The organism is Paracoccus actinidiae (assembly GCF_030863885.1).
In the GTDB taxonomy this organism is placed as follows: Bacteria; Pseudomonadota; Alphaproteobacteria; order Rhodobacterales; family Rhodobacteraceae; genus Paracoccus; species Paracoccus everestensis.
Map to the genome: position 1 here is coordinate 2,622,997 of NZ_CP132956.1, position 12,264 is coordinate 2,635,260.

The 12,264-nt window shown below is 65.3% G+C and carries 13 protein-coding genes; 10 read left to right on the forward strand and 3 right to left on the reverse strand.

What is annotated here, in order from left to right:
* Positions 1-56: 56 nt before the first annotated feature.
* Positions 57-791, reverse strand: coding sequence for a 2-dehydro-3-deoxygalactonokinase (locus Q5701_RS13095; protein ID WP_306751428.1), 735 nt, complete (start codon positions 789-791; stop codon positions 57-59).
* Between the two features lie 162 nt (positions 792-953).
* Between Q5701_RS13095 and Q5701_RS13100 the strand changes: the two genes are divergently transcribed.
* The 4 genes from Q5701_RS13100 to Q5701_RS13115 all read left to right on the forward strand — a co-directional run bounded on the left by Q5701_RS13100 (position 954) and on the right by Q5701_RS13115 (position 4,873).
* The gene (locus Q5701_RS13100; RefSeq protein WP_306751429.1) at positions 954-1,769 is read left to right on the forward strand and encodes a TIGR00282 family metallophosphoesterase; all 816 of its coding nucleotides are present in this window, start codon (positions 954-956) and stop codon (positions 1,767-1,769) included.
* A 91-nt stretch (positions 1,770-1,860) separates the two neighbouring features.
* Positions 1,861-3,639 carry an SLC13 family permease gene (locus Q5701_RS13105; RefSeq protein WP_306751430.1) on the forward strand — a complete coding sequence of 593 codons (1,779 nt, stop codon included), beginning with the start codon at positions 1,861-1,863 and terminating at the stop codon, positions 3,637-3,639.
* A 131-nt stretch (positions 3,640-3,770) separates the two neighbouring features.
* Entirely contained in the window at positions 3,771-3,992 is a 222-nt protein-coding gene (locus Q5701_RS13110) for a DUF1127 domain-containing protein (RefSeq protein WP_306751431.1), read from the forward strand.
* A gap of 137 nt (positions 3,993-4,129) precedes the next feature.
* Positions 4,130-4,873 carry a YebC/PmpR family DNA-binding transcriptional regulator gene (locus tag Q5701_RS13115; RefSeq protein ID WP_234852987.1) on the forward strand — a complete coding sequence of 248 codons (744 nt, stop codon included), beginning with the start codon at positions 4,130-4,132 and terminating at the stop codon, positions 4,871-4,873.
* A gap of 58 nt (positions 4,874-4,931) precedes the next feature.
* On the opposite strand, the gene Q5701_RS13120 is transcribed toward Q5701_RS13115, so the two are convergent.
* Positions 4,932-5,792, reverse strand: coding sequence for a LysR family transcriptional regulator ArgP (locus tag Q5701_RS13120; RefSeq protein ID WP_306751433.1), 861 nt, complete (start codon positions 5,790-5,792; stop codon positions 4,932-4,934).
* 78 nt (positions 5,793-5,870) lie between these two features.
* On the opposite strand from Q5701_RS13120, the gene Q5701_RS13125 reads away from it, so the two are divergent.
* Positions 5,871-6,467 carry a LysE/ArgO family amino acid transporter gene (locus tag Q5701_RS13125; RefSeq protein ID WP_306751434.1) on the forward strand — a complete coding sequence of 199 codons (597 nt, stop codon included), beginning with the start codon at positions 5,871-5,873 and terminating at the stop codon, positions 6,465-6,467.
* A 38-nt stretch (positions 6,468-6,505) separates the two neighbouring features.
* Entirely contained in the window at positions 6,506-7,414 is a 909-nt protein-coding gene (locus Q5701_RS13130) for a DMT family transporter (RefSeq protein WP_306751436.1), read from the forward strand.
* A 53-nt stretch (positions 7,415-7,467) separates the two neighbouring features.
* On the opposite strand, the gene glyA is transcribed toward Q5701_RS13130, so the two are convergent.
* Entirely contained in the window at positions 7,468-8,763 is a 1,296-nt protein-coding gene (gene glyA, locus Q5701_RS13135; RefSeq protein WP_306751438.1) for a serine hydroxymethyltransferase, read from the reverse strand.
* 168 nt (positions 8,764-8,931) lie between these two features.
* Between glyA and Q5701_RS13140 the strand changes: the two genes are divergently transcribed.
* From Q5701_RS13140 to Q5701_RS13155, 4 genes are all read left to right on the forward strand, one after another.
* Positions 8,932-9,693, forward strand: a complete 762-nt coding sequence (locus Q5701_RS13140) for an NAD kinase (RefSeq protein ID WP_234852991.1) — start codon at positions 8,932-8,934, stop codon at positions 9,691-9,693.
* A gap of 64 nt (positions 9,694-9,757) precedes the next feature.
* Complete coding sequence (alr, locus tag Q5701_RS13145) at positions 9,758-10,774, forward strand: alanine racemase (protein ID WP_306751439.1); 1,017 nt, start codon at positions 9,758-9,760, stop codon at positions 10,772-10,774.
* Positions 10,771-11,535, forward strand: a complete 765-nt coding sequence (locus tag Q5701_RS13150; protein ID WP_306751440.1) for an MlaE family ABC transporter permease — start codon at positions 10,771-10,773, stop codon at positions 11,533-11,535. The genes alr and Q5701_RS13150 overlap by 4 nt, the downstream gene beginning before the upstream one ends.
* Positions 11,532-12,245, forward strand: a complete 714-nt coding sequence (locus Q5701_RS13155) for an ABC transporter ATP-binding protein (protein ID WP_306751441.1) — start codon at positions 11,532-11,534, stop codon at positions 12,243-12,245. Before Q5701_RS13150 ends, Q5701_RS13155 begins: the two co-directional genes overlap by 4 nt.
* Positions 12,246-12,264: the final 19 nt, after the last annotated feature.

The following is a 12,264-nucleotide window of genomic DNA, read 5'->3' on the forward strand; positions in this document are numbered from 1 at the left end:
CTTCTCCTGCTGGTTCGGGAATAGAACCGCAGACCGGGGCAGGGGTTCCTTGCCGCTTACAACGCCCGGTGGGCAGACCGCATCCCGTCCAGCCAAGCCTGGGCCGGATCGGCACGTCCCGCAGTTACCCCTTGCGCCGTCAAGGCACCGGCATAGCAATCGGCAAGCCAGCCCGTGCCGATGACCGTGACATTCTGTCCCAGCCACCATGGCCGGGCCGCAGCCAGTTCCGCGCCGATCAGCAGTCCGGCCATGCGGGCCTGGGCTGCGGCAGGGCCGATCCGGGCCAAGGCACGTTCCGCGCGCACCGAGGCCAGTTCCGCCGCAAGTGCCGCCGGGCGAGACATGGCTTGCGCGACGGCTTCGGCGAAACCGGCGCTGTCAAGTCCATCGGCCGGATCGCACAAGGCCGACAGGATCTCGACCGTCAGGAAGCTGCGAAAGCTGACGACCTCACCCGCGCTGATCTGCACCCAGGCCGAGGGTCTGCCGGGCAGGCACAGCACACCGTCGAAATCCGCGTCTTTGGCCAGAGGACCCATGATCCGGGGAACGGCATTGTCGATCAGATCGGCAGGGCGGTCCTGAACCAGGCCGGGCAGGGGGTGCAACCGGATCTGCGGGTCGACTGTCACGGACGGACCGGGCCTCGGGGGCGGGCAGGGAACGCGCTGCGGTTCCACCCCCGGCCAGCCGGATGCAATAACGGACACGACCTGCCCCCGAGCCAGCAAGGGCAGCAGCAATTCGCGCAGCACCGCCGCCGGATCATCGCGGCAGGGCGCCGTCACGGTCCGGTCCCCTTGCCACACCCGCAACTGCCCGTCTGCCCATTCAGCCGCTGCCCAATCCATCCGAACCCCCGTCGTGACGACGCGCAAGATGATCGCCTGGCAGGGCCCTGTCCAGAGACGACCCTTGAACCGCCGCGATCATGGGCGTAACGACCCCCTATGCGGATTGTTTTTCTTGGCGATGTGATGGGGCGGGCCGGGCGGCGCGCGATCGTTGAACGGCTGGCCCCCCTGCGGGCACGGCTAAAGGCCGACCTGGTGGTGGTGAATGCTGAAAACGCCAGCGGCGGGCGCGGCTGCACGGCGGGACACGCCCAGCTTTTGCTGGAATCGGGCGCGGATTGCCTGACGCTGGGGGATCACGCTTTCGATCAAAAGGACATGCTGGCCTTTATAGACCGCGAGCCGCGCATCGTCCGCCCGCTGAACTTTGCGAAAGAGGCGCCCGGGCGTGGCAGCACGATCATCAGCGACACCCGTGGCCGAAAGCTGCTGGTGACCCAGGCCCTGGGGCAGGTGTTCATGTCACGCCCTTACGACGATCCGTTTTCCGCCCTTGATGCGGTGCTGCGCGCGCATCCGCCGGGCGGAATGGTCCAGGCTTCGCTGGTCGATATCCACGCCGAGGCGACCAGCGAAAAGATGGCCGCGGGCCATTTCTGCGACGGGCGCGCAAGCATCGTGGTGGGCACCCATACCCATGTCCCTACGGCGGACGCCCAGATCCTGCCGCGTGGCACGGCATACCAGTCGGACGCCGGAATGTGCGGCGACTACGACAGCGTCATCGGCATGGACAAGGTCGAACCTCTGCGCCGCTTCATCACCGGCATGGCCCGAGATCGCTTCACCCCCGCCGAGGGCGAGGCGACCCTGTCAGGCGCCCTGATCGTCACCGACGACCGTACCGGGCGCGCCACGGCGATCGAACCCCTGCGCGACGGCGGGCGCCTGGCCCAGACCCATCCTGCCTGAGGAACAACGGCTTTCGCTTGCGGTCGCGGAGAAAACAATTCTATCTCGCCCCACGATCCGCCGGTGAACGGCGCCCAACGACAGGGGCTTCATGCTTGGATTTGACCTGACCGGAACGAATGCGTCGATCGCGATGCTTGTCATCGTGACGATCACCTTCATCCAGTTCATCCGCGAAAAGCAGCCGCCCGAGGTTGTGGCCATCGGTTCCGCCGCCACCATGCTGGTGTTGGGCCTTCTGCCTGCCGACGATGCGGCGGGCGTGTTGTCCAATTCGGCGCCCTGGACCATCGCCTTCATGTTCCTGATCATGGGCGGGCTGCTGCGCACAGGTGCGTTGGAGATGATGTCCCGGATCGTGACATCGCGGGCTGCCACAAATCCTGCCTTTACCGTTTGCGCACTGTTCGGGTTTGTGATCGTCGCCTCGGCCGTGATGAACAACACCCCTGTCGTGGCCGTGATGATCCCGATCTGCATCCAGCTTGCCAGCCGCCTGAAGATCGCGCCGTCCAAGCTGTTGATGCCTCTCAGCTACTTTACCATCCTGGGAGGCATGATCACCCTGATCGGCACCTCGACCAACCTGCTGGTCGACGGCGTGGCGCGCGAACAGGGCATGGAGCCCTTTACCATTTTTGAAATCGCGCCGGTCGGAATCGCGATTACCTTGGCGGGGATCGCCTATTTTGCCCTGTTCGGCCGCAAGCTGCTGCCCGACCGCACCTCGCTGGCGGGGTTTTTGGGGTCGCGCCGGGGCATGAAGTATTTCACCGAACTGGCGGTCCCGCAGGATTCCAGCCTGGTGGGCCAAAAGGCCGTCGACGTAACGCTGTTCAAACGCGAGGCCGTGCGCCTGATCGATGTGCTGCGCGGCGATGCATCCTTGCGCCGCGATCTGGCAAGCGTCGTCCTGGAACCCGGCGACCGGGTGGTGCTGCGGTCCGAAATGGCCGACCTGCTGGAACTTCTGGGCAACAAGAACCTGCAAGTCGTGGACAAGCTGAGTTCGGTGGCCACCGATACGGTCGAGGTGCTGATCTCGCCCGGGGCGCAACTGATCGGGCGGCGGCTGGGCGATATGCGGCTGCGACGCCGTTACGGCATCTATGTGCTGGCGGCACACCGGCGCGACCAGAATCTGGGGCGGCAACTGGACGACCTGGTCGTGCGCGTAGGCGACACCCTGCTGCTGGAAGGCGCGCCCGAGGATATCGCCCGGCTGGCCGTGGACATGGGCCTGGTCGATGTGACCCGGCCGTCGATCCGGGCCTATCGCCGGGAACGCGCGCCCATCGCCATTGCCTGCCTGCTGTCGGTGGTGACGCTTGCCTCTCTGGACGTGGCACCGATCATGGTGCTGTCATTCCTGGCGGCGGCCGTGATCCTGCTGACCCGCTGCATCGACGCCGAGGAAGCGTTCCAGTTCATAGACGGTCGGCTGATGGCGATGATCTTTGCCATGCTGGCCGTGGGCGAGGCCCTGGAACATACCGGCACCGTCGGGCTGATCGTCGATTTCGTCACCCCTTGGCTGCGCGACCTTCCGCCCTTTGCAACGCTCATCGCGATCTACTTCCTGGGCCTGGTGATGACGGAAATCCTGTCGAACAACGCCGTGGCCGTGCTGCTGACCCCCATTGCCATCGCGCTGGCCCAATCGCTGGGCCACGATCCCCGCGCCTATGTCGTGGCAGTGATGTTTTCGGCCACCGTCGCCTTTGCCACGCCCATCGGATACCAGACGCACATGATGGTCTATGGGCCGGGCGGCTACAAGTTCAGCGACTTTGTGCGCGTGGGCGTTCCCTTGGACATCATCTGCGGCATCGTGGCCTGTCTTGTGATTCCTTTCTTCTGGCCCCTTTGATCTTCAGTTAACCCGTCCCGCCCTGCCTGCAATGCTGCCATGCAGCATTGGACGTTGAGAAGCTGATGGGGGCCGGCCATATGAAGAACAAGGGGAGGAAATCGCCTTGTGCTTCTTGAAAGGGTTTTCCCATGGCCAACATCACCATCGACACACCGCGCGGGTCTTTCCTGGAGCTTATCGCCGCGCCCTTTGCTGCCCTGGGCCGGTTCCTGGTCCTGATCGCCGAAGCCAATTCCACGGTCCGAGAGCTTGAGCGCCTGAATCTGCGCAGCGATGCCCAACTGGCGGCCCGCGGCCTGACCCGCGACGGCGAAATCCGCCGCATCATGGGCGTGTCTGCCGCTCTCTGACGCTGAATGCCTGACCGGTTGCGCAGCGCCCGCCCCTAAGGGGGATCGGGCGCTTTTGCATTTGCATGGTGTCTTGCGAGGGACCGCCGGGCTGGACTAAAAGCGGCCGAAACCTGAAATGCGAAGGACGACCGATCATGGCAGGCCATTCCAAATGGGCCAACATCCAGCATCGCAAGGGGCGGCAAGACAAGATCCGTGCGAAGCTGTTTTCCAAGCTGTCAAAGGAAATCACGGTTGCCGCCAAGATGGGCGACCCTGATCCCGACAAGAACCCGCGCCTGCGCCTGGCGGTGAAGGAAGCCAAGTCCAGTTCCGTGCCCAAGGACGTGATCGACCGCGCGATCAAGAAGTCGCAAGGCGGCGATGCCGAGAACTATGAAGAAATCCGGTATGAGGGTTATGGCCCGAACGGCATCGCCCTTGTGGTCGAGGCGATGACCGACAACCGAAACCGTACCGCCTCCAACGTCCGCAGCTATTTCACGAAGGCAGGCGGCGACCTGGGGCAAAGTGGCTCGGTCAGCTTCATGTTCGACCGCGTGGGCGAGATCATGTATCCTGCATCAGTCGGCGATGCCGACACCGTCATGCTTGCAGCCATCGAGGCGGGTGCCGACGATGTCGAGACCGACGAGGAAGGCCACTGGATCTATTGCGCCGATACTGCGCTGAACGAAGTGTCCACCGCGCTTGAGGCATCGTTGGGCGAGTCCGAGACCGCCAAGCTGATCTGGAAGCCCCAGTCGCCCACCGAGATCGCCGATCTGGAAACGGCGCAAAAGCTGATGAAGCTGATCGACACGCTGGAGGACGACGACGACGTTCAGAACGTCACCGGAAACTTTGATCTGTCCGAGGCAGTTGCGGCGCAGTTGTAGACAGCAGCGGGGCCAGCCCCCGCGCCCCCGGGATATTTGAACCAAGGCAAAAAGGCCGTCAGGGCAGCAATGCTGCACGGGCGGCCTTTTTGATGGCATCGGTCAGGGGTGCGAGAGCAAGTCCAGTGATGCGGCTGAACTGCCAGTAAAGCGGCACCTCCAGCGGCAAGGCGGGGGCCAGATCGACAAGGCGGCCTTGGGCCAGATCCTCGCGGACCAGCATTTCCGGGTTCATGCCCCAGCCAAGGCCCAACCGCGCAGCATCGGCAAAGGCGTGCGACACGGGGATACGGTGCATGGGCAGGGCCAGCCGCTTGCCGGTCAGCGCCTGCACCCAGCGGCTTTGCAGCGCGTCCTTGCTGTTGAAGCACAGCGCCGGGGCGAGGGCCAGTTGAGCAGTTGTCACGCCGCGGGGAAAATGGCGGGCGACGAAGTCCGGGCTGGCGGTCGCGCGATATCGCATGGCGCCCAGGCGCAGGCTGTCGCAGCCGGGAACGGGACGGCTGTGACTGCTGATCGCAGCCACTACCAATCCACCACGCAGCCAAGCAAGCGCGTGGTCCTGGTCGTCAATGGTCAGATCCAGCAGCCCTGGCGTGGCGGCAAGGGCGGGCATGACCCAGGTCGCCAGGCTGTCTGCATTGACAGCCAGGCGCAGCACGGGCTTGTCCGGGGACAGTTCTGCCAAACCAGATTCCAGAAGCCGGACCTGATCCAGATGCACGGCAAGCCGCAGGCCCTGCGCCGTTGGCCTGACGGGCGGTCCCCGGTCGATCAGGACGCTGCCTGTCCGATCCTCGAGGCTGCGGATCCGTTGAGAGATGGCAGAGGGCGTGACCCGCAGCGCGGCGGCTGCGGCGTCAAAGGAACCGCGCCTGATGACCTCGGCCAAGGCGGCCAGAGCGGGATAGTCGAACATTAGCGGCGCTTCATCAGAGTGAGGAATTTTCATTTTATCTGATCCGCGGGCTGTGCGACAGGGCGGATCGGAGGTGCCATGATAATGTCCTATGCCGCCGGGCTTGGAACCGGGTTGTCGCTGATCGTCGCCATCGGGGCGCAGAATGCCTTTGTCCTGAAGCAGGGGCTGATGCGGCGCCATGTGTTCTGGGTGTGCTTGTTCTGCGCCTTGTCCGATGCCGCCTTGATCCTGCTGGGGGTGACGGGCATGACGCACGTGGTCGCACTAGCCCCTTGGCTTGCGGATGCAATGCGGTGGGCGGGGGTGGCGTTCCTGGTCTGGTATGGCGCGAGATCCTTTCGCGCGGCCTGGCATGGGGGCCATGCGCTGCGCCCCCAGGGGGACGGGGCGACCTTGGGCCGGACCCTGGCGACGATCGCGGCCCTGACCTGGCTGAATCCCCATGTCTGGCTGGATACGGTCGTGCTGCTGGGGGCGGTGTCTGCGCAGTGGCCCGATCCGCTGGCCTTCGGCCTTGGCGCCATGGCCGGTTCGTTCCTGTTCTTCTTTGCCTTGGGTTACGGGGCACGACTGCTGGCGCCGGTCTTTGCCCGGCCCCGGGCCTGGCAGGTGCTGGAACTGGGGATCGGCATCGTGATGTGGTCCATCGCCCTGACCCTGATCGTGAATTGACCTTGCGTCCCTGTGGCAAAGCGGTCCAACTGCACATCATGCAAATGGACGCGCAGACACGCCGCGATCTTGCGGGAATCGGATGGATGCTGGCGACGGGCCTGTGCTTCGTTGCCGTGAATGGCATCGTGCGAAGCCTGGAGGGCGCGGTACCTGCGGCGCAGGCAGCCTTTATCCGCTTTGCCTTTGGCTTGCTTTTCGTCGGCCCCTTGGTGATCCCGGCGCTGCGAACCGGATTTTCTCGCCGCCTCTGGCAGCTTCTGACGGTGCGTGGGGGGCTGCATGTCCTGGCGACCGTCGCCTGGTTTTATGCCATGTCGCGCATCACCGTGGCCGAGGTGACGGCCATCGGCTTTCTGAACCCCATTGTCGTGACCGTGGGCGCCGCGCTGTTCATGGGCGAGCGTCTGGCCGCGCGGCGGATGATGGCGGTCGGCGTCGCGCTGATGGGCGCGCTGATCGTGCTGCGGCCGGGATTGAGGGAACTGGATCCGGGCCATCTGTCGCAGATCCTGGCCTCGGCGGCATTCGGGGCGTCCTACCTTGTCGCCAAGCGCATCACCGACCATGTGTCGCCTGCGGTAGTCGTCGCCATGCTGTCGCTGACGGTGTCGGTCGGTCTTGCGCCCTTGGCCTGGATGGTCTGGGTTCCGCCAACCTTGAGCCAAGTCGCGTGGCTGGGTCTGGTCGCGGTCTTCGGGACGGCGGGCCATTACAGCATGACCCGCGCCTTCGCGGTCGCGCCGATGACGGTAACGCAGCCGGTCACCTTCCTGCAACTAATCTGGGCCAGCCTTGTCGGCGTCTTCATCTTCCACGAGCCGCTGGACGGCTGGGTGATCCTGGGCGGCGGGCTGATGATCGGGGCGATCTGCTATATCACCTGGCGGGAAGCGCGGCGGCGGGCGCGCGCAAGTGCCACCATCGTGGCGACTGCCGCCGAATAGGCGTGAAAAAACCCGCAGTGCGATGCGCGGCGGGTTTCAATCCGTTCAGCCGATCACATCCCGGCATACAGCGGGAAGCGCGCGCACATCTGGGCGACCTCGGCCTTGACCTTGGCCTCGACGGCGGCATTGCCTTCCTCGCCATTGGCGGCCAGGCCGTCCACGACCTCGACGATCCAGCGGGCGATCTGGCGGAATTCCTCCTCTCCGAAGCCGCGGGTGGTGCCGGCCGGGGCGCCCAAGCGGATGCCCGAGGTGACGAAGGGCTTTTCGGGATCGAAGGGAACGCCGTTCTTGTTGCAGGTGAGATGGGCGCGGCCAAGCGCTGCCTCGGTCGCCTTGCCGGTGACGCCCTTCGGACGCAGGTCGGCCAGGCAGAGGTGGTTGTCGGTGCCGCCCGACACGATGTCGATGCCGCCCTTCATCAACTCGTCCGCCATGGCCTGCGCGTTCTTGACGACCTGCGCTGCATAGGCCCGGAATGAGGGTTGCAGCGCCTCGCCAAAGGCCACGGCCTTGGCGGCGATCACGTGCATCAGCGGGCCGCCCTGAAGGCCGGGGAACACGGCGCTGTTGATCTTTTTCGCGATGTCGGCGTCATTAGTCAGCACCATCCCGCCGCGCGGGCCGCGCAGGGACTTGTGCGTGGTGGTGGTCACGACATGGGCATGGGGCAGGGGCGAGGGATGGGCGCCGCCCGCAACCAGCCCCGCGATATGGGCCATGTCCACCATCAGATAGGCGCCAACCTCGTCCGCGATCTTGCGGAACGCGGCCCAGTCCCAGGTGCGGCTGTATGCCGTGCCGCCCGCGATGATCAGCTTGGGCTTGTGCTGGCGGGCGCTTTCGGCAATTGCGTCCATGTCCAGCAACTGGTCCTGCTGGCGCACGCCGTAGCTGACGACGTTGAACCATTTGCCCGACATGTTCACCGGCGATCCATGGGTCAGGTGGCCGCCCGAGTTCAGGTCCAGCCCCATGAAGGTATCGCCCGGCTGCAGCAGCGCCAGGAACACGGCCTGGTTCATCTGCGAACCGCTGTTTGGCTGCACATTGGCAAATTCGCAGTCGAACAGCTGTTTCGCCCGCTCGATCGCCAGAGTTTCGACGATATCGACATACTGACAGCCGCCGTAATAACGCTTCCCCGGATAGCCTTCGGCGTATTTGTTGGTCAGGACCGAACCCTGCGCCTCGAGCACGGCCTTGGACACGATGTTTTCCGAGGCGATCAATTCGATCTCGTCACGCTGGCGGCCCAGTTCCTGGGTGATGGCCTTGGCGATTTCGGGATCGCCGTTGACAAGGGCTTCGGTAAAGAATCCGGTCTCGCGGGTCGGGGCGTTCATGGTCTCGCGTCCTTTCGTCAGGCCAGGGGACAGGCTGTTCCGGGCCGTCATACCCCAGGGTTGACGGTGCGGAAAGCCACAAAAGCGACGAGACGGGGGTCGATGGCGACGGGGCTTGCAATGCCGGGTGACGCATCGGATGCTGCCCGCCGACAAGCAAGGACCATCATGGCGCCGAAGATCCACTTCACCGCAAGCGAGGCCGAGATTGCGCAAAACGCCCTTGCGGCGTTGTCGGCGCGTTACGGCAGCGTGTCCCTGGATCAGGCGGATGTGGCCGTGGCGCTTGGCGGCGACGGATTCATGCTGCAAACCCTGCACGCGCTGACGAACCGCGATGTGCCGGTTTACGGGATGAACCGGGGCACCGTGGGGTTCCTGATGAACAGCTATGCCGAAGGGGGGCTGATCGAACGGCTGGTGGCGGCCGAGGAAACTGTCATCAACCCCCTGCGGATGTGCGCGTTCCGGGCCGACGGATCCACCCACGAGGCACTGGCCATCAACGAGGTCAGCATGTTGCGCGAAGGCCCGCAGGCCGCCAAGCTGCGCATCCATGTCGATGGCAGGATGCGGATGGAGGAACTGGTTTGCGATGGCGTGCTGATCGCCACGCCCGCGGGTTCGACGGCGTATAACTATTCCGCGCATGGTCCTATTTTGCCGATCAATTCCGAGGTTCTGGCCCTTACTGCAATCGCGCCGTTCCGTCCCCGCCGCTGGCGTGGCGCCCTGCTGCCCAAGGGCGCGCAGGTCGAGGTCGAGGTGCTGAACCCCGAACGCCGCCCCGTCATGGCCGACGCGGATTCCCGGTTTGTGCGCCATGTCGTGCGCGTCCAGATCAGCAGCGCGCAGGACGTGCGCCACCGGCTGTTGTTCGACAGCGGTCATGGGCTGGAGGAACGGCTGCTGCGCGAACAGTTCGTCTGATCCGGGCTAGAAGCGCGGCGGAATTTCTGGTTTTAGAGGCGCGATCACCACAGGACGGCCCGCTATGACCCTGCATATTGACCTGCAAGCCATTGTCGCCAACTGGACCGCGCTTGCCGCCAAGGCCCCCGGCGCCCGTGCCGGTGCCGTGGTCAAGGCCGATGCCTATGGCCTGGGCGCCGCCCGCGTGGCCCCCGCGCTGTACGAGGCAGGGGCGCGGGATTTCTTCGTGGCCCTTGCGTCTGAAGGCCGCGTCCTGCGTCCACATCTGCCCCGCGACGCGCGCATCAATGTCCTGTCCGGCCATATGGAGGGTGCGGACCTGACCGGTCTGGTGCCCGTCCTGAACAGCCCCGAACAATTCTTCCGCGACCGCGCCATGCGGCCGGGCAAGCCTTTTGCGATCCAGCTTGACACCGGCATGAACCGGCTGGGCCTTGAGGCGGGCGAATGGTCTGCCATCCGCGCCGAGGCACTGGCTGCTAAGCCCGATTTCATCATGTCGCACCTGGCCTGCGCGGACGAACCCGGCCACCCCGCCAATGCCAGCCAGCTTGCCGCGTTCCGCGCCATGACCGAGGGCTGCGATGTGCCGCTTTCGCTGTCTGCAACGGGGGGGATCCTGCTGGGACCGGATTATCATTTCGACCTGATCCGCCCAGGCGTGGGTCTTTACGGCGGGCTGCCCTTTGCCGATGCGCAACCGGTCGTGCGGTTGTCGCTGCCAGTGATTCAGACGCGCACCGTCCAGGCGGGCGAATTCGTGGGCTACAGCGCCACTTGGACTGCGGATTCCCCGCGCCGGATTGCCACGGTCACGGCGGGCTATGCCGACGGGATCCTGCGGTCGATCTCGTCCAAGGGGGCCAGCCTTTATGCGGCACGAACGGCCTGTCCCATCGTCGGGCGCGTGTCGATGGACCTGATCACTGTCGATGTGACCGGCTTGGCGGATATCCCGGCGGAACTGGACCTCATTTGCCCCGCGCAACCGGTGGATCGGGTCGCGGATTATGCGGGGACGATCGGCTATGAAATCCTGACCTCGCTTGGCCGCCGCTACGACCGGACCTGGCGGTGAACCCAGTCCGCCTGATCGGCCGGGCCGCGCTGTCGCTGACGCGCGGCATTGGCGCGGCAGCCTTGTTCACCATGCGCGGATTGTTCCTGCTGCGGCCGTTCCATGGACGCGCCTTTGCGGCGCAACTGGTGCAGATCGGCTGGTTGTCGCTGCCGGTGGTCGGCCTGACCGCGCTGTTCACCGGTGCGGCGCTTGCCTTGCAGATCCATTCGGGCGGCGCGCGGTTCCAGGCCAGCGACGTGGTGCCCGCGATTGTCGCCATTGGCATGGTGCGCGAACTTGGCCCGGTCCTGGGCGGGCTGATGGTGGCGGCACGCGTAGCAAGCTCCATCGCGGCGGAAATCGGCACGATGAAGGTCACGGAACAGATTGACGCGCTTGTGACGCTGTCCACCGACCCGATGCGATGGCTGGTCACGCCGCGCCTGTGGGCGGCCGTGCTGACCGTGCCCGTGCTGGTCGGGGTGGGCGACATCATCGGCATCATGGGCGGCTGGCTGGTCGGCACGCAGTCGCTGGGCTTCAATTCCGCGTCCTATCTGGCGAACAGTGCGGCCTATCTGGAACGCTGGGATGTGGTGTCGGGGCTGCTGAAGGGCGCGGTTTTCGGCCTGATCGTTGCGGTCTGCGGCTGCTGGTTCGGGATCCATTCCGGGCGCGGCGCAGCGGGCGTGGGGCGGGCTACCAAGTCTGCCGTGGTCGCCGCCGCCGTAGGGATTCTTGCCGCGAACTTCATGCTGACCGGGCTGTTCTTCGAATGATCCAGATCAGCGGTCTGCGCAAATCCTTCGGCGGCAAGCCAGTTTTGGCGGCCGTCGATCTGGCCGTGGAACAGGGCGAAAGCCTGTGCGTCATCGGCCAGTCGGGGACCGGAAAGTCCGTGTTGCTGAAATGCATCCTGGGCCTGACGGCACCCGACGCGGGACAAATCCTGTGGCAGGGAAAGGCGCTGGATCCCACCACCCGCCCGGCCTTCCTTGCCCGCTTCGGGATGCTGTTCCAGGGAGCGGCGCTGTTCGACAGCCTGACCGTCTGGCAGAACGTGGCCTTTCGCCTGCGCCAGCGGATGCCCGATGCCCGGGCCCGCGCCATTGCCTTGGAAAAGATGGCCCGTGTCGGCCTGGGGCCGGAAACCGCCGAACTGATGCCTGGCGAATTGTCGGGGGGCATGGCCAAGCGCGCCGGCTTGGCCCGCGCCATTGCCGACGATCCGGCGGTGATCTTTTTCGACGAACCCACGACTGGCCTTGACCCGATCAGGGCGCGGCGCATCAACGACCTGATCCGGGGCATCGTGACGGAAACCGGCGCCACGGCCATCACCATCACCCATGACATGGTATCGGTGCGCGCCATCGGCGATCGGGTGGCGCTGTTGCAGGACGGGCGCATCGCCTGGGATGGTCCGGTTTCACGGATGGACCACGCCGCGCCTCTGGCGGGGTTTCTTGGCAACACCGCGCCACTATGACCTTGTGCGAATCCCCTTG

Bases quoted from the DNA above. Each gene is read 5' to 3' on its own strand.
- Q5701_RS13110 (WP_306751431.1), top strand. From the start codon at position 3,771: ATGGCCAACATCACCATCGACACACCGCGCGGGTCTTTCCTGGAGCTT.
- Q5701_RS13155 (WP_306751441.1), top strand. From the start codon at position 11,532: ATGATCCAGATCAGCGGTCTGCGCAAATCCTTCGGCGGCAAGCCAGTT.
- alr (WP_306751439.1), top strand. From the start codon at position 9,758: ATGACCCTGCATATTGACCTGCAAGCCATTGTCGCCAACTGGACCGCG.
- Q5701_RS13140 (WP_234852991.1), top strand. From the start codon at position 8,932: ATGGCGCCGAAGATCCACTTCACCGCAAGCGAGGCCGAGATTGCGCAA.
- Q5701_RS13130 (WP_306751436.1), top strand. From the start codon at position 6,506: ATGCAAATGGACGCGCAGACACGCCGCGATCTTGCGGGAATCGGATGG.
- Q5701_RS13120 (WP_306751433.1), bottom strand. From the start codon at position 5,792: ATGTTCGACTATCCCGCTCTGGCCGCCTTGGCCGAGGTCATCAGGCGC.
- Q5701_RS13105 (WP_306751430.1), top strand. From the start codon at position 1,861: ATGCTTGGATTTGACCTGACCGGAACGAATGCGTCGATCGCGATGCTT.
- Q5701_RS13125 (WP_306751434.1), top strand. From the start codon at position 5,871: ATGATAATGTCCTATGCCGCCGGGCTTGGAACCGGGTTGTCGCTGATC.
- glyA (WP_306751438.1), bottom strand. From the start codon at position 8,763: ATGAACGCCCCGACCCGCGAGACCGGATTCTTTACCGAAGCCCTTGTC.
- Q5701_RS13100 (WP_306751429.1), top strand. From the start codon at position 954: ATGCGGATTGTTTTTCTTGGCGATGTGATGGGGCGGGCCGGGCGGCGC.
- Q5701_RS13115 (WP_234852987.1), top strand. From the start codon at position 4,130: ATGGCAGGCCATTCCAAATGGGCCAACATCCAGCATCGCAAGGGGCGG.